General features: G+C 64.1%; 19 protein-coding genes. 10 read left to right on the top strand and 9 right to left on the bottom strand.

Annotated elements, in window-relative coordinates; genetic code table 11:
- The first annotated feature begins 114 nt into the window (after positions 1–114).
- The 5 genes from ACYG9V_RS24185 (at position 115) to ACYG9V_RS24165 (ending at position 5,104) form a co-directional block, all read left to right on the top strand.
- Entirely contained in the window at positions 115–1,149 is a 1,035-nt protein-coding gene (locus ACYG9V_RS24185) for a Gfo/Idh/MocA family protein (RefSeq protein ID WP_023668305.1), read from the top strand.
- Positions 1,146–2,054, top strand: coding sequence for a sugar phosphate isomerase/epimerase family protein (locus ACYG9V_RS24180; protein ID WP_031214657.1), 909 nt, complete (start codon positions 1,146–1,148; stop codon positions 2,052–2,054). The genes ACYG9V_RS24185 and ACYG9V_RS24180 overlap by 4 nt, the downstream gene beginning before the upstream one ends.
- 115 nt (positions 2,055–2,169) lie before the next feature.
- On the top strand, positions 2,170–3,183 hold the full coding sequence (locus ACYG9V_RS24175; RefSeq protein ID WP_023668307.1) for a substrate-binding domain-containing protein: 1,014 nt from the start codon (positions 2,170–2,172) through the stop codon (positions 3,181–3,183).
- Positions 3,184–3,269: 86 nt separating this feature from the next.
- Positions 3,270–4,067, top strand: coding sequence for an ATP-binding cassette domain-containing protein (locus ACYG9V_RS24170; protein WP_023668308.1), 798 nt, complete (start codon positions 3,270–3,272; stop codon positions 4,065–4,067).
- On the top strand, positions 4,064–5,104 hold the full coding sequence (locus tag ACYG9V_RS24165; protein WP_023668309.1) for an ABC transporter permease: 1,041 nt from the start codon (positions 4,064–4,066) through the stop codon (positions 5,102–5,104). The genes ACYG9V_RS24170 and ACYG9V_RS24165 overlap by 4 nt, the downstream gene beginning before the upstream one ends.
- A gap of 318 nt (positions 5,105–5,422) precedes the next feature.
- Here the strand turns inward: ACYG9V_RS24165 and ACYG9V_RS24160 are convergent, their stop codons facing one another.
- Complete coding sequence (locus ACYG9V_RS24160) at positions 5,423–8,164, bottom strand: ATP-dependent helicase (RefSeq protein WP_460222024.1); 2,742 nt, start codon at positions 8,162–8,164, stop codon at positions 5,423–5,425.
- 284 nt (positions 8,165–8,448) lie between these two features.
- Here ACYG9V_RS24160 and ACYG9V_RS24155 point away from each other — a divergent pair, with 284 nt between their 5' ends.
- Complete coding sequence (locus ACYG9V_RS24155) at positions 8,449–10,761, top strand: glucose/quinate/shikimate family membrane-bound PQQ-dependent dehydrogenase (protein WP_023746905.1); 2,313 nt, start codon at positions 8,449–8,451, stop codon at positions 10,759–10,761.
- Positions 10,762–10,980: 219 nt separating this feature from the next.
- Here the strand turns inward: ACYG9V_RS24155 and ACYG9V_RS24150 are convergent, their stop codons facing one another.
- On the bottom strand, positions 10,981–11,121 hold the full coding sequence (locus ACYG9V_RS24150; RefSeq protein ID WP_023713551.1) for a hypothetical protein: 141 nt from the start codon (positions 11,119–11,121) through the stop codon (positions 10,981–10,983).
- A gap of 295 nt (positions 11,122–11,416) precedes the next feature.
- Between ACYG9V_RS24150 and ACYG9V_RS24145 the strand changes: the two genes are divergently transcribed.
- Positions 11,417–12,322 (top strand): dienelactone hydrolase family protein, encoded by a 906-nt coding sequence (locus tag ACYG9V_RS24145; protein WP_352765639.1) that lies wholly within the window; start codon positions 11,417–11,419, stop codon positions 12,320–12,322.
- A gap of 3 nt (positions 12,323–12,325) precedes the next feature.
- On the opposite strand, the gene ACYG9V_RS24140 is transcribed toward ACYG9V_RS24145, so the two are convergent.
- From ACYG9V_RS24140 to ACYG9V_RS24125, 4 genes are all read right to left on the bottom strand, one after another.
- On the bottom strand, positions 12,326–12,775 hold the full coding sequence (locus ACYG9V_RS24140) for a response regulator (protein WP_023668313.1): 450 nt from the start codon (positions 12,773–12,775) through the stop codon (positions 12,326–12,328).
- Positions 12,772–13,920, bottom strand: coding sequence for a histidine kinase dimerization/phosphoacceptor domain -containing protein (locus ACYG9V_RS24135; protein ID WP_023668314.1), 1,149 nt, complete (start codon positions 13,918–13,920; stop codon positions 12,772–12,774). The genes ACYG9V_RS24140 and ACYG9V_RS24135 overlap by 4 nt, the downstream gene beginning before the upstream one ends.
- A gap of 258 nt (positions 13,921–14,178) precedes the next feature.
- Positions 14,179–14,376 (bottom strand): hypothetical protein, encoded by a 198-nt coding sequence (locus ACYG9V_RS24130; RefSeq protein ID WP_013531006.1) that lies wholly within the window; start codon positions 14,374–14,376, stop codon positions 14,179–14,181.
- 146 nt (positions 14,377–14,522) lie between these two features.
- Entirely contained in the window at positions 14,523–15,008 is a 486-nt protein-coding gene (locus tag ACYG9V_RS24125) for a thioesterase family protein (RefSeq protein ID WP_023712460.1), read from the bottom strand.
- 102 nt (positions 15,009–15,110) lie between these two features.
- On the opposite strand from ACYG9V_RS24125, the gene ACYG9V_RS24120 reads away from it, so the two are divergent.
- The 3 genes from ACYG9V_RS24120 (at position 15,111) to ACYG9V_RS24110 (ending at position 21,131) form a co-directional block, all read left to right on the top strand.
- Positions 15,111–16,520 carry an FAD-binding oxidoreductase gene (locus ACYG9V_RS24120; protein WP_023690898.1) on the top strand — a complete coding sequence of 470 codons (1,410 nt, stop codon included), beginning with the start codon at positions 15,111–15,113 and terminating at the stop codon, positions 16,518–16,520.
- Between the two features lie 65 nt (positions 16,521–16,585).
- Positions 16,586–17,020, top strand: coding sequence for a hypothetical protein (locus tag ACYG9V_RS24115; RefSeq protein WP_155927131.1), 435 nt, complete (start codon positions 16,586–16,588; stop codon positions 17,018–17,020).
- Positions 17,021–17,177: 157 nt separating this feature from the next.
- Positions 17,178–21,131 (top strand): AsmA family protein, encoded by a 3,954-nt coding sequence (locus tag ACYG9V_RS24110; RefSeq protein WP_352765637.1) that lies wholly within the window; start codon positions 17,178–17,180, stop codon positions 21,129–21,131.
- 7 nt (positions 21,132–21,138) lie between these two features.
- Here ACYG9V_RS24110 and ACYG9V_RS24105 read toward each other — a convergent pair whose 3' ends face one another.
- From ACYG9V_RS24105 to ACYG9V_RS24095, 3 genes are read right to left on the bottom strand one after another with little or no spacing between them, the layout of a single operon-like run.
- Positions 21,139–21,360, bottom strand: coding sequence for a ribbon-helix-helix domain-containing protein (locus ACYG9V_RS24105; protein WP_023668319.1), 222 nt, complete (start codon positions 21,358–21,360; stop codon positions 21,139–21,141).
- Between the two features lie 13 nt (positions 21,361–21,373).
- Positions 21,374–21,568: a DUF4169 family protein gene (locus ACYG9V_RS24100; protein WP_023667420.1), complete on the bottom strand. Its 195-nt coding sequence runs from the start codon at positions 21,566–21,568 to the stop codon at positions 21,374–21,376.
- An 18-nt stretch (positions 21,569–21,586) separates the two neighbouring features.
- Entirely contained in the window at positions 21,587–22,132 is a 546-nt protein-coding gene (locus ACYG9V_RS24095; RefSeq protein WP_023746898.1) for an SspB family protein, read from the bottom strand.
- Positions 22,133–22,228: the final 96 nt, after the last annotated feature.

Here is a 22,228-nt window from a genome sequence, read left to right as displayed (position 1 = left end):
TGACATTCTAGGCCATCGGGTGTGTTCTCGTAAACGTTTACGGAGAAACGTTTACGGTGATGCCGGAAATGCCGTGACATTCGGTCTGGAGGGACCGGACGGGAGGAATGCCGGATGATGAATGCCGTCCTCGTCGGCTGTGGTGCGATGAGCAAGGCCTGGCTCGATGCCGCGAGGCAGATCGACGGGCTGGCCATTGTCGGCCTTGTCGATCTCGACGCCGAACGGGCGAAGGCGAGGGCGCACGAATACGGGCTCGACGGCGCGGTAATCGGCACCAGCCTCGACGCGGTGCTCGACCAGACCAGGCCCGACGCGGTGTTCGATGTCGTGGTTCCAGCCGCCCGGCGTGATGTCGCCTTTGCCGCCTTTGCCCATAATTGCCATCTGCTGACGGAAAAGCCGCTGGCCGATACTCCGGAAAATGCGCGCGCCATCGTCGATGCGGCGCGTAACGCGGGGCGCGTCCATGCGGTCGTGCAGAACCGCCGCTATGTCGCCAATGTCCGGCGCATAAGGCGCTTTCTCGACTCCGGCGCCATCGGCAAGCCAACCAGCATCCATGCCGACTTCTTCGTCGCGCCGCATTTCGGCGGCTTTCGCGAGGAGATGGCGCATGTGCTCTTGCTCGACATGGCGATCCACACATTCGATGCCGCCCGCTACATGGTCGCAGGCGATCCCGCCGGTGTTTTTTGCCAGGAATGGGAGCCGGCCAATTCCTGGTACCGGCAGGGTTCCTCGGCCAGCGCTATCTTCGATCTCGGTGGCGGCAAGCGGTTCACCTATGCAGGCTCTTGGTGCGCGGCGGGCTTCCGCACCAGTTGGGAGAGCACATGGCGCATCGTCGCCGAGCACGGCAGCCTGGTCTGGGACGGCGAGGACGGGCTGAAGGCCGAAGTTGTGTTGTCGGTCCGCGACGGCCTTTTCGACCTGACCCAGCCCATCATCGTGCCGCCGCTCGATCCCGCCGACCGCATCGGCGGTCATCTCGGCGTCATCAAGGATTTCATCCACGCCATCGAGACCGGTAGCGAGCCGGAAACCCGTGGCAGCGACAACATCAAAAGCCTGGCCATGGTTTTCGGCGCCATCGAAAGCGCCGAGACGGGGCGGCGAGTGGCTATCAGGACACAGGAAACACAATGATGCCGAACCCGCTTCTCGACATCCGCATCGGCACCATGGTGCGGGCCAATCTCGAAGACCCGGCAGCCTACATCAAAGAGATTCTGCCTCTCGGCTTCGAGAGCATCCAGCCCTTCTTCTGGCAGACGCTGGGCGGCAAGGATTTGCCGCGGCTCGCCGGCGAGATTCGCGAGGCGATCGGCGATGCCGATGTCGTCGTGTCGTCGATCGGTGTGTTCGGCAATCCGCTGGAGGATGACGAGGTCGATCGCGGCGTGCTCGCGGCCTGGGAGACCGTCATCGACAATGCGCATCTGTTCGGCGCCTCGACGGTCAGCGGCTTCACCGGCCGCCTGCGCGGCAAGAAGCTGACCGACAGCCTGCCGCGCTTCCGTGAGGTCTGGGGGCCGCTGGCCAGGCGCGCCGCCGACAAGGGCGTGCGCATCGCCTTCGAAAATTGCGCCATGGACGGCAACTGGGCCGCCGGTGACTGGAACATCGCCCACAATCCGGACGCCTGGGAGCTGATGTTCAACGAATTGCCCGACGAGAATCTCGGCCTGGAATGGGAGCCCTGCCATCAGCTTGTCTACCTCATCGACCCGATGCCGCAGATCCGCAAATGGGCGCCGCGCATCTTCCATGTCCACGGCAAGGACGCGACGGTGCGCTGGGATGTGATCCGCGAGCACGGCGTGTTCGGCAAGCTGCCCTTCGTGCAGATGCGCACACCCGGTTTTGGCGACAGCGACTGGACGCGGGTGATCAGCGAATTGCGGCTGGCCGGTTACAAGGGCGCTATCGACATCGAAGGGTGGCACGACCCGGTCTATCGCGGCGACCTCGAAATCACAGGTCAGGTGCGCGGGCTGGAATACCTCAAGCAATGCCGGGGAGGAGCGACCTACCTGCCGAACCCGGCGTGACCGAGGGCCGGTGGGAGGAGCCGGCCTGACAGATTGCCAAGCACTGCCGACAAGCACTGCCGAAAAGCGAACGACGAACCCCTCGGCTCACCGAGGACAAAAGGGAGGAACGTGCATGAGCATCGCAATGAGAACGACACTTCTGCGCTCGACCGTCGTGGCCGCCGCCACGGCGCTATGCGCCGCCATCTCCACTCTGCCGGCGCAGGCGCTCGACGCCCAGTGGTGCAAGGACGTCCACATCCGCTTTTTCGTCGGCGGCGCCGAGGGCGACGCTTTCGGCACCATCGTCTACAATGGCGCCAAGCAGGCGGCGTCCGATCTCGGACCCAAGGTCGACTACATCTTCTCGCAGTGGGACGTCGAGAAGATGGTTCAGCAATTGCGCGAGGCCGTCGCCGTGAAGCCCAACGGCATTGCCATGATGGGCCATCCCGGCGACGCCGCGATCATGCCGCTGGCCGAACAGGCGCACAAGGACGGTATCAAGATGATGTACCAGAACGTGCCGGTGCCGACGGTGGTGGCTGCGTTCGGCGGCGGCTATGTCGGCGCCCAGCAGGAGCAGCAGGGCCGCGCGCTCGGCACTGAGGCGTTCAAGCTCGGGAAGCTCAAGTCCGGCGACAAGGCAATCATGATCGGTCCGTTCGAGAACGAGGCCCGCGGCGCGCGCGAGCGCGGCACGGTGGCAGCACTCAAGGAAGCCGGCGTCGAGGTCATCCAGCTGTCGTCGCCGCCGAGCGGCGAATGGGCGTCCGACCCCAATTTGGCGATCCCGGTGATCACCGCGGCCCTGCTCAACAATCCCGATGTCAAGGCGGTCGGCTATCCCGGCGGCCAGATGCTGGGCAACGTCGCCACCTACATGCAGGCGGCGGGGCGCAAGCCGGGCGACATCTTCAACTTCGGCTTCGATACCAGCCCGCAGATCGTCGAGGCGTTCAAGGGCGGCTGGGTGCAGCTGACGGCCGATCAGCAGCCGTTCCTGCAAGGCTATCTGCCGATCCTCAGCCTTTGCCAGCAGGTGGTGCTGGGCCTGGCGCCGATGAACGTCGACACCGGCGCCGGTTTCGTGACGCCGCAAAATTACGAGATCGTCGCCGAGCTCGCCAAGCAGGCGCTGCGCTGACCTCCCAAGCTGCCGGCTGGGCGCAAGCCCGGCCGGCAGGACCGCCGGCACCAGGCCGGGATGATACCACAGGAGCGAGGATCGCCATGGCCGAACGCATCATCGAACTGCGCGACATCAGCAAATCCTATGGCCAGGTCTATGCGCTGGGCGGGGTCAATCTCTCGGTCGACCGCGGCGAGGTGGTTGGCCTGATCGGCGACAATGGCGCCGGCAAATCGACGCTGATCAAGATCCTGTCCGGCGTCGTCAAGCCGACCAGCGGCGAGATCCTGGTGCGCGGCAAGCCGGTGACCGGCTGGAGTGCGGCACGCTCGCGCGACGCCGGCATCGAGACGGTCTTCCAGGATCGGGCGCTGGCCGTGCAGCAGACCATTGTGCGCAACATCTTCATGGGCCGCGAACTCACCGGCTTCATGGGCTTTCTGAAGGTCAATAAAGAGATAGAGGAGGCGAGCCGGCTGATGCGCGAGATCGGCTTCACCTCGAAGGTGTTCACGCCGCACTCGATCGTCGGCCAGCTCTCGGGCGGCGAGCGCCAGGGCGTGGCGATCGCGCGCGCCATCTACAAGCAGGCCGAGCTGATCATCCTCGACGAGCCGACGACGGCGCTGTCGCTGACCGAGACCGCCAAGGTCTTCCATTTCGTGCGCCAGGTGCGGGCGAGCGGCCGTTCGATCCTGTTCATCGGCCACAACATCCACCATGTCTTCGACATCGCCGACCGCTTCGTGGTGATTGACCGCGGCAAGGTGGCGCTGACCGCCGATCGCACCGAGGTCAAGTCGGCCGAAGAGCTGATCAATTTCATGGAAGACGTTGCGCATCCCGGAGGATTGCCGGGGCTGCACGAGGCCGGCGACGCGGAGAGGGCAGCACGATGAGCAAGACCATGGAACCCGATCTGCAGAGCCCGCTCGGCGGCAAGGCAGCCCGGCCTGAGTGGAAGCACCCGTCCGACCATTGGCTGCGCGGTTTCGTCATCGACAACCGCGCAGCGCTCGGCACGCTCGCCGTGTTCATCATCATGATGGCGGCGTTCCTGATCGCCAACCCGACCGTGTTCACCACCTGGTATCTCTACAGATCCGTGCTGACCACGCTGCCGGTTGCCCTGTTCGTGGTGGTGCCGCTGGTCTTCGTCGTCACCTGCGGCGAGATCGACCTGTCGTTTCCCGCAACCATGGGCTTTGCCTCCTGGGTGTTCGCGCTGGTGGTGCAGGCCGGCTACGATCCGTTTCTCGGCATCGCAGCGGCGATTCTCACCGGCACGCTGCTCGGCTTTCTCGTCGGATCCCTGGTCGTTTATGGCGGGCTGTCGTCGCTGATCGCCACGCTCGGCATGAATTTCCTGCTGCGGGGACTGATCCAGATCATCAACGAGGGCAGATCGACGGCATTGACCGGTCTCAGCGACAGCTGGGCGTACACCATCTTCTCCGGTCAGGTGTGGGGTTTTCCGGTACAGGTCTTCTGGGCACTCGCCTTCGTCATTTTGTCGGCAATGCTCTACAACCGGCACCGCTTCGGCGCGCAGGTGAGGGTGGTCGGCGACAACCCCGACAGCGCCCAGCAAATGGGCATCGACGTCAAGCGTGTGCGGGTGAAAGTGTTCATCTTCACCGGCATCGGGGCCGCGATCGCCGGCACGTTTTCGGTGATGATCAACTTCACCTGGTGGCCGACCGCGGGCGACGGCTATCTCTTGCCGGTGCTGGCTTCGGTGTTCGTCGGCGGCACGCCGACCTGGGGCGGCATCGGTACGGTTGCCGGTGGAGCGATCGGCGCGGTCACCGTGTCGTTCATCCAGACCGGCGTCGTGGCGGCGGGCCTGAGCGGCTTCTACGTCCAGTTCTTCAACGGGCTGATCATCATCCTGTCGCTGCTGGGGCACAAGTGGAACCAGGCGCGGTACAGGTGAGGGGCGGGCTAAATTGACGGGGACGCTCATGTTGCGGACCGCATGCCCCGACGACTGGGCAGACGCCCGTCGCTTCGTCATTCTAGGGCGGAGCAGGAGCGAAGCTCCGTCGCGTAGACCCTGGAATCCATTCCGCGACCTTGGAGTGCAGCTGCGCAGGATTCCGCACCGTGGCAACGCGTTGAAGACGCGGGATGGATCCTCGGGTCTACGCTGCGTCGCTACGCTCCTTGCTCCGCCCGTGGATGACGAGGCGGGGAGGGCTCCGCCAGACTACAACAATGTGGTCGCTTGTAGGACAACAGGACAAGCGGGCGCTCACACCGCCGCCACAAACCCGTCCAGCACGCGTTTCTGGCCGGCTTTGTCGAAGTCGATGGTCAGCTTGTTGCCTTCGATGTTGGAGATGTTGCCGTTGCCGAATTTCTGGTGGAAGACGCGGTCGCCGACGCTGAAGGGCGACGGCGTGTCGGCGACGGATTTGGCGACCAGTTCGCCGTCAATGGTGCGGCCTTTGACGCTGGTTCGGCCGGCGCCGTAGCCGGAGTCGGTCTCGCCATAGCCGATGCGCTCGACCTGGTGGCCGGAGCGCGAGCCCCAGTTGCGGTCGGTCGCCTCGGTGCGGTTGGCCTGCGCGCGCTGCCAGCCGGGCGTCGCATAGGTGTTGGAGAAGGCGCCGGATTTTTCCGCGCCGACATTGTCGAAGCGCGAGGCGCCGTAGGGGTTCTGCCGCCCTGCGCCCTGGCCGCCACGGCCCGACGCGAACGAACCGCCGCCATAGGAATTGCCGTAGCCGCCATAGGAGTTGCCGCTTTCGGCGACCTCGACATGGGCTTCCGGCAGTTCGTCCAGAAAGCGCGACGGGATGGTCGACTGCCACAGGCCGTGGATGCGGCGGTTGGAGACGAACCACAGATGCAGGTTCTTCTTGGCCCGGGTCAGGCCGACATAGGCGAGACGGCGCTCTTCCTCCAGGCCGGAGCGGCCGCCTTCGTCCAGCGCGCGCTGGTGCGGAAACAGGCCTTCCTCCCAGCCGGGGAGGAACACGGTCTCGAATTCGAGGCCCTTGGCCGAATGCAGCGTCATGATGTTGACGGCGTCAAGCTCGGCGTTCTGCTCGGCGTCCATGACCAGCGCGACATGCTCGAGGAAGGAGCGCAGCGATTCATACTCCTCCATCGAGCGGATCAGCTCTTTCAGGTTTTCCAGCCGGCCCGGCGCCTCGACCGAACGGTCGTTCTTCCACATGTCGGTGTAGCCGCTCTCCTCCAGAATGGTCTCGGCGAGCTCGGTGTGTGGCGTGGTTTCCAGCGCCTTCTGCCAGCGCTCGAAATTGGCCGCCACTTCGCGCAAGGCCGCGCGCGGCTTGGGCTTCAGCTCATCGCTTTCCGCGAGCTTGGCCGCGGCCTCCAGCATCGGGATGCGCAAGCTCCGCGCCGTGTCGTGGATCTGCCGGATGGTGGCTTCACCCAGGCCGCGCTTGGGGACATTGACAATGCGCTCGAAGGCGAGGTCGTCGGCGCCTTGGGCGACGACGCGGAAAAAGGCCAGTGCATCGCGGATTTCCATGCGCTCGTAGAAGCGCGGGCCGCCGATGACGCGGTAGTTGAGGCCGAGCGTGACGAAGCGGTCTTCGAATTCGCGCATCTGGAAGGAGGCGCGGACCAGGATCGCCATGTCGTTCAGCTTGTGCTTGGCACGCTGGTAGGTCTCGATGGTTTCGCCGACGGCGCGCGCTTCCTCTTCGGAATCCCACGCGGCGTGGACATGCACCTTCTCGTCGTCCTCGGCGACCTTCTCGGTGAACAGCGTCTTGCCGAAGCGACCCTCATTGTGGGCGATGAGGTGCGAGGCGGTGCCGAGGATGTGCGCGGTCGAGCGATAGTTGCGCTCCAGCCGGATGATGGTGGCGCCGGGAAAATCCTTGTCGAAGCGCAGGATGTTGTCGACCTCGGCGCCACGCCAGCCATAGATCGATTGATCGTCGTCGCCGACGCAGCAGATGTTGACTTTGTTTTCGCTCACGGGCCGTTCCGCGCCTGCCGGCGCGGGCCCTCGCAACGGCTCGGACGCCCGGTCGGGCATGCGGCCTTTGGCCGAGCGCGCTTTACCCTCCCCTGGATGGGGAGGGTCGCCGCGAAGCGGCGGGGAGGGGTGACTGGCGCCGGCGCTGCCACCCCCACCCGCGCCGCTACGCGGCGCGACCTCCCCCATCGAGGGGGAGGTAGGTCTTTGCGCCAGCAGCCGCAGCCACATGTATTGCGCGGTGTTGGTGTCCTGGTACTCGTCGACGAGGATGTATTTGAAGCGCTTGTGGTAGTCCTTCAGCACGTCCGTATTGGCGCGGAAGATGCGGATCGGGTGGCAGAGCAGATCGCCGAAGTCGCAGGCGTTCAGCGTCTTCAGCCGCTCCTGATAGGCCTTGTAGAGTTCCCGGCCCTTGCCGTTGGCGAAGCTGCGCGCGTCGCCCTCGGCAATGTCGGCGGGGCCTTGGCCCTTGTTCTTCCAGCCGTCGATCATCTGCGCGAACTGCTTGGCCGGCCAGCGCTTGTCGTCGAGACCTTCGGCCTGGATCAGCTGCTTGATCAGCCGTACGACGTCGTCGGTGTCGAGGATGGTGAAATCGGATTTGAGCCCGGCCAGTTCGGCGTGCCGCCGCAAGAGCTTGACGCCGATGGAGTGGAAGGTGCCGAGCCACGGCATGCCCTCGACGGCTTCGCCGACGAGATGGCCGATGCGCTGCTTCATCTCGCGCGCGGCCTTGTTGGTGAAGGTCACCGCCAGGATCTGGGAGGGGAAAGCCCTGCCGGTGGCCAGGATATGGGCGATGCGGGTGGTCAGCACGCGTGTCTTGCCGGTGCCGGCGCCGGCCAGCACCAGGACCGGGCCTTCGGTGGTTTCCACCGCCAGCCGCTGCTCGGGGTTCAGGCCGCTGAGATAATCGGGCGCGCTGTTGGGTCCGCTGCGGGCCGCCATGGCGCGCGCCGCTATGCCCGACGGGGCCGCGGGCCGCGCGTTGGGTTCGTCAAAAAAGGGCATGTCTTCCGCAAAGCCGGACATCTCCCCCGAATGTAGTGATTCGGGAGCGAAAGACCAGAAGTGTCTACGTTTTGTTCTGGTTTGGAAGTGAGATTCTGGGGCGCAGTGCGAATTTCATCGTCCCGACGCCGGACAATGTCGTGGAGGTGCTGCAGCGTGGGAGCGGAATGAAGTCGAGCGTTTGCTCTCGCCTTATGCTGGCAGGGCCAGCTTGACACACGCGGCCTGGGGGAGAAAGCTGGCGACAGGGCAGGGGCGGCTGCCCGTGAGGCGCTGCAAAGCGCATCAGTCGAAGGAGTATCGTCTTGGCTGTCGTCATCACCTCCCTCATCCTGTTCCTCATCGGCCTCGCACTTGGCGGCGGCGGCGTCTGGCTCGCGATGCTGGGCGGCAGCTGGTACTATGTCATCACCGGTCTCGCCTTCCTGATCGCCGCATGGCTGCTCTTCCGGCGCAAATCGACGGCGCTCTGGCTCTACGCGGCGATCGTGCTCGGCACGCTGGCCTGGGCGGTGTGGGAAATCGGCTTCGACTGGTGGGAACTCGGACCGCGCGGCGGCATCATCGTGCTTCTGGCGCTGTGGCTGCTGACGCCTTGGGCAAGGCGGGGCCTGACCGGCCCCGACGCGCGCGCGCCGCTCATTCTGGCCGTGCTCGCATCGCTCGCCGTCGCCGGTTATTCGATGACGGCCGATCCCAAGGACATCGCCGGCGACCTCAGCGCCGACAAGGTGACGCCGACTGCCGATCTCGGCGGCAATGTGCCTCCCGGTGAATGGCACTTCTACGGCCGCACGCAATTTGGCCAGCGCTATTCGCCGCTCGACCAGATCACGCCCGACAATGTCGCCAAATTGCAGCCGGCCTGGACCTACCAGACCGGCGACGTGAAAGGGCCGGACGATGTCGGCGAAACCACCTACCAGGTGACGCCGCTGAAGGTGGGCGATGCGCTCTATATCTGCACGCCGCACAATTTCGCCATCGCCATCGATGCCGCCACCGGCAAGGAGAAATGGCGTTTCGATCCCAAGATCAAGCTCGACAAGGACCGCCAGCACCAGACCTGCCGCGGCGTGTCCTACTATGCCGATGCCAAGATCGCCGCCGGCCAGCCTTGCGCGACTCGCGTCTACCTGCCGACATCGGATGCGCGGCTGATCGCGCTCGACGCCGCCAACGGCCAGGTCTGCCCGTCCTTCGCCGAAGCCGGCACGCTCAATCTGTTGACCAACATGCCGTATCCGAAGTCGGGCTATTATTACTCGACCTCGGCGCCGCTGATTGCGGGCGGCAAGATCATCATCGGCGGCGCGGTCAACGACAATTATTCGACGCAAGAGCCGTCCGGCGTCATCCGGGCCTTCGACGTCGACACCGGCGCCCTGGTGTGGAACTGGGATTCCGGCAATCCGGACCAGACAACGCCGCTGGCGGCAGGCCAGACCTACACCCACAACTCGCCCAACATGTGGTCGACGGCAAGCGCCGACGAGAAGCTCGGCCTGCTCTATGTGCCGCTCGGCAACCAGACGCCGGACCAGCTCGGGATGGGCCGCAGCGCCAATGTCGAGAAGTTTTCCTCCTCGATCACCGCGCTCGATCTGGCCACCGGACAAGTGCGCTGGGTGCGGCAGACCGTGCATCACGACCTCTGGGACATGGATGTGCCGGCACAGCCGACCCTGGTCGACATCACCACCGCTGCCGGCGTCGTTCCGGGCCTGGTTGGACCGACCAAGCAGGGCGACCTCTACGTGCTCGACCGGCGCAGCGGCGAGCCGATCATCCCGATCAAGGAAGTGCCGGCGCCGGGCGGCGCTGTCGAGGGCGATCACACGTCGCCGACGCAGCCGGTCTCGGATCTCTCCTTCAATCCGAGGCCGCTGACCGGCGCCGACATGTGGGGCATCACCATGTTCGACCAGCTGGCCTGCCGGATCGAATTCCAGGGCCTGCGCTACGAGGGCCGCTATACCCCGCCATCGGTGCAGGGCTCGCTGGTCTATCCCGGCAATTTCGGCACCTTCAACTGGGGCGGCGTCGCCGTCGACCCGGTGCGGCAGGTGATGTTCGGCATGCCGACCTATCTGGCGTTCAAATCGCAGCTCATTCCGCGCGACCAGGTGCCGCCCCCGGATGAGGGGCGCGGCAGCGAACAGGGGCTGAACCGCAATGAGGGCGCGCCCTATGCGGTGGTGATGGGGCCGTTCCTGTCGCCGCTCGGCGTGCCCTGCCAGGCGCCGCCATGGGGCTATGTGGCGGGAGCGGACCTCAGAACCGGCAAGATCGCCTACAAGCACCGCAACGGCACCGTCTATGACATGACGCCGTTGCCCTTACCGCTGAAGGTCGGTGTTCCCGGCATTGGCGGGCCGATGATCACCGCCGGCGGCGTCGTCTTCCTGGGCGCGGCGGTCGACGACTATCTGCGCGCCTATGACCTGACATCGGGCAAGCAGCTTTGGCAGGCCAGGCTGCCGGCCGGTGGGCAGTCGACGCCGATGACCTACACCGTCGCCGACGGCCGCCAGTTCGTGGTCATCGTCGCCGGCGGCCATGGCTCGGTCGGCACCAAGCCCGGCGACTATGTGATGGCCTATACGCTGCCGAAGTAGCAGCGATGTGACTTAGGTAAGTGATCGGCCCGGCAGATATTCTGGCAATGTCGCGCCGCCCCTCATCTGCCTGCCGGCATCTATACGGGAGAAGGGGCCCGGCAGGGCGATGAGGGGCAGCACCAGCCTTGGTCAGCTTGCGTAAGAGATGGCCTTTGAGGCTGGGCATGGAGCCCAGTACTTCATTGGTTAGCTGCGGCCCTGTTTCGGCCTGCTGGATCAGCGTGGTGCCGGCCGACGCCGGTCGACGCGGACCTTCACCATCCGAGCGGCGGCTGCGGCAGCAGCGGAGCGCATTGCCAGCAAGGCAGCAACAGCAAGCACGAGCGCGCTTGCAAGGATCGGAGTAGACAAGGTCATGGCGTTGTTCCTTCTCGTCGGGCTCGCCGCTACGAGCGAGACCATCATCAGCTTCCTTCCATATTGTGGCGGCACCATCGACATTCTCTGAAATGACCAAAATGTGATGGGCGCGTTCGGCGGGGCGGCCGCATCGTTCGATGGCGCAAGCGTCACCCATCCGAGACTGGACCGTGCGAGCTTGCACCCTATCTTGATCCGCGAGTCATCCCGGAGTGACCGCGAGGTCATCCCGGAGTGACCATGAGGTCATCCCGGAGTGACCGTGAGATCATCTCCTAACGAGGAGCACGCCATGACGAAACCCACCGCCGAAGCCGTCAAACCTGCCAAACCTGCCATCACCCAGGCGATGATCGATGCCTATGACGAATACACGCATCTGACGCTCGACCGCCGCCGCTTCATGGAACAGCTGACCAGGCTTGCCGGATCGGGCGCGGCGGCGGCCGCGATCGCGCCGCTGCTTGCGGCGAATTCGGCGCAGGCGGCAATCGTCGCCGACAACGATCCGCGCGTGAAGGCTGAAGATATCACCTATTCCGGCAGCAGCGGTGAGATGAAGGGCTATCTGGTCAGGCCGGCGGACCAGTCCGGCAAGCTCGGCACCGTCATCGTGGTGCATGAGAACAGGGGGCTCAACCCGCATATCAAGGATGTTGCGCGGCGCGTTGCGCTGGAAGGGTTCGTGGGGCTGGCGCCGGATTTCCTGTCGCCGCTCGGCGGCACGCCCGCTGACGAAGACAAGGCGCGCGACATGTTCACAAAGCTCGACGCCAGCCAGGTCACCGCCGATGGCCTGGCGACCATCGCCTATCTCAAGGGCGAGAAGGACGGCAACGGCAAGGTCGGTGCTGTCGGCTTCTGCTGGGGCGGCGGCACGGTCAACAATCTGGCGGTCAACGCGCCCGATCTCGCCGTCGGCGTCGCCTATTACGGCATGCAGCCGAAGGCCGAGGATGTGGCGAAGATCAAGGCGGCGCTGTTGCTGCACTATGCCGGGCTCGACGAGCGCATCGACGCCGGCATCGATGCCTACAAGAAAGCGCTCGACGCCGCCCATGTCGAATACACGCTCTATGTCTATGACGGCGTCAACCATGCCTTCAACAACGACACCTCGGCCGCGCGCTACGACAAGAAGGCAGCCGATCTCGCCTGGGGACGGACGATCGCTTTCCTCAAGGAGAAGCTGGCGTAGGCTTCAGGCCGCCGACGACGCCCATACGCTTTCATAGGCCGGCGACAGCGTAAAACCGGCCGGCAGCACCGAGACCGGGGGCGGGCGCCGCACGCCCTCCTGCAGATAGCGCAACGCCGACACCAGTCCGTTCATCGTGTAGGGCTTGGCGATGACGCCGATCGCGCCGGCGAAATGGTCGGGGATGCGTTTTGGATTGGCGGTCATGAACACCACCATGGAACGGTTACCCTCGCGGATATGCTCGGCAACCTCGACCCCGGTTGGTCCGTCGGCGAGGTGGATATCGACAAAGGCAATATCGGCATCGGCGGTATCAATCATACCTCTTGCTTCGGCCAACGATGTCGCCCAACCCACAACGCTGTGGCCGGCTTCCTCGACGAGGCTTTCCAGTTCCATCGCCAGCAACGCCTCATCCTCGACGATCAGGACCTTGAGCGGTTCGTTCATGACAGCTTCCCTTTCTGCTGCGGTTCGTTCGGCATCGAGATGACGACCTTTGTGCCCGGGCCGGCGTCGCGCCATTCGATGTCGGCATGCAACTGACGGGCAAGCGACTTGATCAGCCGCATGCCGAAAGAAGCATCGCCACTGGCCTCGGCCATGCCGACGCCGTCATCGGAAACCTCGATGTTGAAGTGGCCGTCGGGCTGGCTCATCTTGATGCCGATGCGCCCCGCGGTGGTGCCGTCCGGCTTTTCCTTGAAGGCATGCTTCAGCGCGTTGGTGACAAGCTCATTGACCATCAAGGCAACAGGCGTGGCTTTTTCGGCCGGAATGACGATGGGTTCGAGGTCCAGCGTCGGCTTGATCTCGGCGCGCCCCGATGCGGTCAGCAGGTCGGTGACCAGATCCCTGGCGAAATCCGAGACATCGAAGCGGCTGACATCCTTTGACTGGTAGAGACGGCGATGCACAGTGCTCAGCGCCTCGATGCGCTCCAGCATGGTGGTCAGGGATCGCTTCGTCGCTTCATCCTTGATTGCCCGGCTTTGCATGATGATCAGCGAGGAGATCATCTGCAGGTTGTTTTTCACCCGATGGTCGACCTCGTGCAGCAGCGTGGTCTGCGCCTCAAGGGCGGCCTCAAGCTCGCGCGTGCGTTCCTTGACAGCCTTTTCAAAACGGTTCTTGTCGGCGGTGATGCGATCCTCCGAGCGCTTGCGATCCGAGACGTCGAGCTGTGAGGCAAAGAAGAACAGGAGTTCGCCTTTGTCGTTGGAAACCGGGCTGATGTAGAGCGCATTCCAGAACGTCGAGCCGTCCTTGCGGTAGTTCAACAGATCGATGGCGATATCGGTTCCCGCTGCTATCGCGTCGCGCACGCTAGCCACAGCTGCCTTGTCTGTCTCTGGCCCCTGCAGGAAGCGGCAGTTCTTGCCCATGACCTCGTCGCGCTCGTAGCCGGTCAGGCGCAGGAACGCGTCATTGGCAAAGACGATCGGATTGTCCGCCTGACGGGGATCGGTGATGACCATCGACATGCGGGTGGCGCGGATGGCGGCCGCGAACGGATCGCCCTTGCCGTGCTCGGCATGCAGATTGTCCGTCATGTGCCATGCGTCGGCCGGTTCCCTGGTCCTTTTCCAGTCCATGCTTTCACTCCAAGCCGTTTTTCAGGGGTCACAACGGCTTAGACGTGGAATTGGTTCAATCTTGATCTTCTTGTCGCAGGCAGCCATTTGCGGAACCGAATCGCCGGTTCCACAACGGATTGAAATAAATGGGTTTGAAGGTTGTCGGATGTAGCCGATTCGCTGAAAGCAGGGCTGGCGCCGACCTATAGAAATGATCAGATCGCAATTGTCCGTGGCGGCGCTCGCCAGTGTCGGCTTCTCAGGGCAGGGGAAACGTCAGGCGTGGCCACGCTTCATGCGCGCCTGCTTCAGGATGGCGCGCCAGCGGATCATGTCGAAGGGGATTGGCTCGTTGTTGTTGGCGATGTGGAAGATCTCGTTGTTGACGTTCTTCAACGAGCGCCAGAAATCATAGTCGGTGATGCGCGGATCGGCAGCCAGCCTGTCCACCTCGACCTTGATGTCGGTTTTCATGCACGTTCCTCGAACCGCCTGTTGCCCGCCGCCCGCATCGCAACTCGCATGGCACCGTTCTCAAACGGTCCGCTGAGTCGTTCAATGGCTCAAATGGCTTGTTCACGTTAAAACCTTGGTAAGGTTAACGCGGGCGCAGCAGCGCTTCAAGCGGTCCTGCGGCGAATACCGATCGAACGGCCGGCGCGTTCGGGCATCGGCAGTGCAGAGTGGGCGGCGCGCATCGCTTCCACCTTGGCCTGCACGTCGGCGGGGAAGGGCGCGACTTTCGGCCCGGACATGTCGACATGCAGCGACAGGGTTTCGGAAGTGGCGGCGAGCCAGCCATCGACATGGCGGATTTCCTGGTAGGCCCGCAGCCGCTTGTCGTCGTGATCGATCAGCTGGAAGGATACGACGACCTTGTGTTCGAGGTGCAGTTCCTGGACATAGCAAACATGGACTTCGGCCGTGTAGATGGTCAGGCGCCGCTCTTTGACATAGTCCAGCCCCATGCCCATCGCCTCGAACGCCTCATCCGAGCAGCGGTCGAACAACACGTTGTAATAGGCCATGTTGAGATGGCCGTTGTAGTCGATCCAGTCCTTCTCGATGTCCATCGGTTTGGAAACGAAGGGGGCAGGGATGGGCATGGAAACTTCCTTGTTCTGGTGCTGGACAGAGCGCGGCAGTCGAGACTACGCATCCATAATCGCATAACAAGCGTGGACGCTGGTCCATTCGCGGAGGAATTCATGGCTCTGAGCGACCTCAATCCGGTCGAACGCAACGAGGAAGGCATCGCCGCCGTGCTCGGCATTCTCAAGCAGCAGCTCGGCGAACGCTTCCAGACAGGCGCGGCGATCCGCTCGCAGCATGCGCATACCACCACCTATATTCCGACGCAGGCGCCTGACGGTGTCGCGTTCCCGGAGACGACAGAAGAGGTGCAGGAGATCGTACGTGCCTGCGCCGCGCACCGCGTGCCGGTCATCGCCTTCGGCGTCGGTTCCTCGCTGGAGGGCCACACCAACGCGCCGGGTGGCGGCATCTCGGTCGACACCTCGCGCATGAACCGCATCCTGTCGGTCAACCCCGAGGATCTCGACTGCACGGTCGAGCCTGGCGTAACGCGCGAGGATTTGAATCGGCACCTGCGCGATACCGGCCTGTTCTTCCCCATCGATCCCGGCGCCAATGCTTCGCTCGGCGGCATGGCGGCAACGCGGGCCTCCGGCACCAATGCGGTGCGCTACGGCACGATGCGTGAAAACGTGCTGTCGCTGACGGCCGTCATGGCCGATGGCGAGACGGTGACGACCGGCAAGCGGGCGAAAAAGAGTTCGGCCGGCTACGATCTGACGCGGCTTCTGGTCGGCTCGGAAGGCACGCTCGGCATCATCACCTCGCTGACCTTGAAGCTGCAAGGCATTCCGCAGGCGATCTCCGGCGGCGTCTGCCCGTTTCCAAACCTCGAGGCGGCCTGCAACGCGGTCATCGCGACCATCCAGATGGGCATTCCGGTGGCGCGCATCGAACTGGTGAATGGACTGCAGATGCGGGCGATGAAGAATTACTCGAAGCTCGATTACCCCGAGAGCCCGTGCCTGTTCGTCGAGTTCCACGGCAGCGATGCCGGTGTCGCCGAACAGGCCGAAACCTTCGGTGCCATTGCTGAAGACAATGGCGGCGGGCCATTCCTGTGGACGAGCGTCGCCGAGGAGCGCACGAAACTCTGGAAGGCCAGGCACGATGCTTATTGGGCGTCGCTGACGCTGCGGCCGGGCACCAAGGGCCTGTCGACCGATGTCTGCGTGCCGATCTCGCGGCTGGCCGAATGCGTTGCCGAAACCGAGGCCGACATTGCCGAGATGGGCCTGGTTGCGCCGATCGTCGGCCATGCCGGCGACGGCAATTTCCATGTGCTGGTGCTGATGGATGTCAACGACCCCAAAGAGATCGCGCTGGCGGAGAAATTCGTCTCGCGGCTGAACATGCGGGCGATCGCCATGGACGGCACCTGCACCGGCGAACACGGCATCGGCCAGGGCAAGATCGGCTTCCTGCGCCATGAGCTCGGCCATGGTGTCGACATCATGCGCTCCATAAAAAAAGCGCTCGACCCGCAAGACATCATGAACCCAGGCAAGATATTACCTGCATAGCCGAAATGTGAGGAGCGGCAATGGATACCCTGATTATAAGGGCATCGCTTGGCAAGACACTGTTATTGCTGTCGGCCAGCCTCTTCTTTGTCCTGGCCTGCGCTTTCCTGATTTATGTCTCCGAGGACGGCGACACCGCCGGCCTTTGGTGGTGCGTGGCCTTTTTCGGGCTGGTCGCGTTGGTGTTTGCCTGGCAGCTTGTGCGGCCGCAGATTCTGGTGCTGAACGGACAAGGTTTCAGTCTCGGCGGAGGCCTTGTTCGATCGCCCAACCTGGTCCCCTGGAAGAATATCGAAAGCTTCTTCGTCGTCCATCGCCGGCGCAGGATAGGCGATATGATCGGGTACAATTTCGCACCGGGGGTCAAGAAAAGCTCCGTCATGGGCAGCGTGACCAAAAGCCTCGGCGCCGAAGCCGCATTACCGCAGGGCTGGACATTGTCGCCCGAGGAGATGGTGGTGCTGCTGAACGAATATCGCCGACGGGCCATGGCAGGATAGTCTCTTGCGCACAGGCCGGACCGCGGTCAAAGGCGTCCAAAAATCTCTGCTCTTCCAGATACATCAGAGATCAAGCAACTCTGGATGAATTGCCTCTTTATCGACACGCTGATGCGGGTAGAGTGCGGCTGACTTTCAATCAACCCGTTCGGAGCTGATGCTCGCACGCCTGTTCGTGATCTTCGGTGGCTTGTTTGTGCTGGTGCTGGTTGCGGCGCTGGTGGTGCCGTATTTTGTCGATTGGACCGGGTACCGCGCCCAATTCGAGCGCGAGGCGAGCGCCATTCTCGGCCGCAAGGTGACGGTGCAAGGCGACGCCACGGCGCGGCTGTTGCCGTTCCCCTCGGTGACCTTCTCAAACGTCACGGTCGCCGGCGGCCCCGGCGGCCAGCCGGCAATGACCGTCGAGACCTTTTCGATGGACGCGGAACTGGCGCCGTTCCTGCGCGGCGAAGTGCTGATTTTCGACATGCGGCTGGTGCATCCGAAGGCGACGATCGACATCGCCGATAACGGCACGGTCGACTGGGCGATACGGCCGTCCTCGCCCTTCGATCTCAACCAGATCTCGATCGAGAAGCTCACGGTGACGGAGGGAGAAATTGCGCTCCGCCATGCCGCAGGCGGGCGCAGCCATCTGATTTCCGAGATCAATTCGACCATCTCTGCCAAGTCGCTGGCCGGGCCGTGGCGCATGGACGGAACGTTGCTGCTCGACGGACTGCGTTCGACGGTTGCGGCTTCGACCGGCAAGGCCGAAGGCAGCGGCCAGATGCGGCTGAGGCTCAAGGTCGATCCCGATGCCTATCCACTGGTCATCGAAACCGACGGCAATGCAGGCATCGTCAATGGGGCTGCCGTCTATTCCGGCCAGTTCAAGATTTCCGGCAACGACAAGAATTCGGCTACGCTGCGCGGCAGCGATGGTGAGGTTGTCGAGATCAATACGGGCAAGGTCAGCGCCGGCAAACCCGATCCGGGGTTCAGGCTGAACGGCAAGTTCTCGCTCGACCACCAGAAGCTTGGCGTCGACGAATTCCGCTTCGAGACCGGGCCGCTCGACAATCCCTACACAGCCGACGGCAAGGCTTCGGTCGATCTCGGCCTTAGGCCGAACTTCGCCATCGAGGCCAATGGCGCGCAGGTGCAACTGGACGAGGCGGTGGGCGCTGAGAAGGGCGTCGGCCTGACGCTGGACCAGCGCATTGCCGGAATCGAGCAGGCGCTGCTCGAACTGCCGAAGCCGAGCATCCCCGGCACTGTCGAGGTCAAGCTGCCGGCGGTGGTGGCCGGCGACACCACGGTGCGCGACGTGCATCTCTCGGCCGAGCCGGTCGAGGGCGGCTGGTCGGTGAAATCGCTGGCCGCGACCTTGCCCGGGCGCACGACGCTGGAAGCCAGCGGCATGCTCAGCGTCGAAGATCATTTCGGTTTCAGCGGCTCCATGCTGCTGGCGGTGGCGCAGCCTTCCGGCTTTGCTGCCTGGTTGTCGAAAGATGTCGACGAGGCGATCCGCCGGCTGCCGGCCGCCGGCTTCAAGGCCAAGGTGGAGCTGTCGGAGAAGCGCCAGGCGTTCAGCGATCTCGAACTGATCCTCGGCAAGTCGAAGTTCACCGGCCGCATCGATTCCAACCAGCCCGACGACGCCAAGTCCTCGGTGCTGATGCGGCTCGAGGGCGGCGAACTCGATGTCGACGGGCTGACGGCCTTCGCCTCGATCTTCGTCAGCCACAAGGGCGCCAACCGCTTTTCCGACCGTGACCTCGATTTTCAGATCAAGGCAGGGCCGGTCAATGCCGGCGGGCTCACCGCCGACACGGTCGATACCGCGCTCCGGCTCCGCGACGGGCTGCTCGAAATCGACCGGCTGTCGATTGGCGGCCTTGCCGGCGCCTCGATCAGCGCCACCGGCCGGATCAAGGATTTTCCCGCAAGCCCGACCGGCAAGCTCGATGCCTCGGTGGTCGCCGTCGATCTGAAGCCGCTGATCGACATTGCCGCGCAACACTATCCCGACAATCTGATGCTGAAGGGACTGGCTGGCCGCACGGCCGCCTATCCTGAACTGTTCCAGGACGCGCGCGTCGATCTGGTGGCGAGCGCCGCCGACAATGGCGACGGCACCACCGGGCTGGCGGTGAGCGGACAAGGCAAGGCCGGCGGTTCGGGCTTTTCGGCGTCGCTGTCGGGCAAGGGGGCCGTAGGCCAGTTGCTTGACGCGCCGGTGACGCTGACCTTCAACGCCAAAAATCCCGACGCCACGGCGCTGCTGGCGCTCTACGGCCTGCCGGCGCTGCCGCTCGGCATGCTCGGCCAGGCAAGCACCGATATTTCGGCGAAAGGCACGCTCGGCGGCGGCCTGGCGACGAGCTTCAATTTCGCCGCCGACGACTTCAAGGCGACGTTCGACGGCACCGTTGCTCAGACGCCGCAAGGCGCCACCGCCAAGGGCAAGATCGGCCTCGACGCCTCCGACATCGAGCCTTGGCTGATGACGACCGGCGCCGGCCTGCCGGGCATGGGAACGGGCACCTCGACCTCGCTCAGCGCGGATGCCGATTTCGGCAGTGGCCTGCTGGTGTTGAGCGGTCTCAGCGGATCCATCAACGAGTCGGAGATTTCGGGCGACGTCAACATCGATGCGAAGCAGGGGCTGCCGCATTTTGCCGGTGCGCTGGCGCTCGACGAACTGGACCTCGACCCGATTGCGGTTGCGCTGTTCGGTGACCAGTCGTTCCTCAGCAGCAACGCGAACTGGCCGACGGCGCCATTCAGCCAGAAATCCAGCCTGCCGTTCAGCGCCGATCTCGATCTGACGACGGCGACGCTTGCCGCCGGACCGCTGGCGACAGCCTATGATGCGTCGCTGTCGTTGAAACTGGACCAGGAAGGCATCCGCGTTTCGGACCTGAAGGCAAAACTGCTCGGCGGCGCGCTCACCGGATTGTTCGAGTTGAAGAACACAGACGGCACGGGGCTGTTCTCCGGCCAGATGAGGCTTGCCGGCGCCGACCTGGCGACTGTGCTGCCGGCTGCCGGATTGAGTGGCAGCGGCGATTTCTCGACAGGGCTGTCGACCAGCGGCAAATCGGTCGACGCGATGATTGCCGCACTCTCCGGCTCGGGCACGGCGGCGCTGAAAGGCCTCACCATTGCCGGCGTCAATCCCGATGCCTTCGGCGCGTTGATTGCCAAGGCCGATGCGATCGGGCGCGACATCGACGTGGCCAAGACCGCGGGCTTTGCACCTGAGATCGCTGGCGACGGCAGCTTTGCTGCCGGCGATGCCGACATCGCCTTCACGGTCGCCGGCGGCACGTTGCGGGCACCACCGATCAAATTCGAAAACCAGGCGGCGACGCTGTCTGCCGACATCACGGCCGACCTCAACACCGGCACCGTCGCCACCAAGGGCGCGGTCACCTACAAGCCTGGCGACGAGGCGCTGGTCGGCTCAGATCCGACGGTCAATTTCAGCGTCGATGGGCCGTTCGGGGCGCTGAAGAAGCAGTTCGACAGCGAGCCGCTGGCGCAATTTTTGACCCAGCGTGCCCTGGAAAAGGAGCAGCAGCGGGTCGAGGCGATGCAGGCAGCACTGCTCGAGAAGCAGCGGCTGCGGCGCGAGGTGCGCTACTACTCCGCCCTGCAGACCGAGCGCGACAACGCCGCCGAGGAATTGCGCAAGCAGGAGGAAGCGGCACGGCTCAAAGCTGAGGCCGACGCCAAGGCGAAGGCACAGGCCGACGCAAAGGCACAGGCCGAAGCGGATGCCAAGGCCAAGGCGGATGCCGAAGCAAAGGCCGATGCCGATGCGAAAGCGCAGGCAGAGGCTGACGCAAAGGCCAAGGCAGATGCGGACGCGAAAGCCCAGGCGGAAGAGCAGGCTGCCGAAGACGCCGCCAAGGCCGAGGACGAACGGAAGAAGGCCGAACAGGCTCGGATCGCTTCGCAGGAAAAAGCCAGGCTGGAGGCCGAGCGCAAGGCTCAGGAGCAGGCGCCGAAGGTCGACCGCTCACTTCCCGGCGTCAATGACGGTTCGGCCCCGGCGCCGCCGAAGCCCAGGACAAATCCGTTCTCGGTCGACAATTTGCTGAAGTCGCTGGGCAATTAAAAACCATTCAGACAGCGCCGCGCTTGGCCCAGTCCAGCACATGCAGCCTGAGCGCCGAGGACAGGTTCGCATCGCGCGGTCTTGTCTCGTCGATCTCCGCGACTAGGGCAGCAAGCGTCAGCTTGCGCGCGGCGGCGATGGCGACGAGATCGTCATAAAAGGGTTTTTCGAGGGAATAGCTGGTGCGATGGCCGCGGATGGTCACGGAGCGTTTTTCGACCGGGCTCACCGCAGGCGGTCCATCAATCGCCCTGGTCTTCCGGGCGTTCGCGGCGGTGGCCGGCGACGAATTTTTCGGCCTTGTCCGATGTCAGACGGTCACGAGTTCTTTCGGCTTTGGAACGGCCGTGCAGAGCGCGGTTCTCGCCGGCGAGCTTTTCCTTTTCGGTGCGCGCCTTCTGCTTGCGGACCTGGCGAAGGTTGACGATTTCGCCCATGTCGCGCCGACCGTCCCGCTACTTCTTGCGGAAGGCGTCGAGCGACACGACGTCGGCGCCCTTGCCGGCGGCGGCATCGGCCACGGCGGGCTTTTTCTCCGCCTCAGTGGCAGCTGCCTTCTTCTCGGCCTTCGGCTTTTTCTCGGAGACGATAGTCAAAGGCTCGGCAGCCGGCTGGGCGGCTGCATCGTCTTCCGCCGGGACGTCGGTCTTGACGTCGAATTCGAGTTCGAAATTGACCGATGGGTCGTAGAAGCCGCGTACGGCCGAGAACGGAATTTCCAGCTTCTCCGGCACGTCGGAGAAGGACAGCCCGACCTCGAAGCCGGTATCGGTCACCTTGAGGTCCCAATACTGGAACTGGATGACGATGGTCATCTGTTCGGGATAGCGCTCGCGCAGCCTGGAGGACACCCGCACGCCCGGCGCGCCGGTCAGGAATGTGATGAAGAAATGATGATTGCCGGGAAGGCCGGTGCGCGCGACTTCGGCCAGGACCTTGCGCATGACGCCGCGCAATGCCTCCTGGGCCAGAATGTCGTAGCGGATGTGGTCGTCGGCCATGTGCTGGTCGGGTTCCGTTGAATCGTCCGCATAGCTGTAATCAAGCTTGAGCGCGGCGTAAACCGGATATAGATCGCTGATGCGCCGAAGCGAAGC

It is taken from the genome of Mesorhizobium sp. W016, from assembly GCF_054719485.1.
Note: the sequence above shows the minus strand (reverse complement) of the source record. Positions and strands in the feature narration are given on the sequence as shown.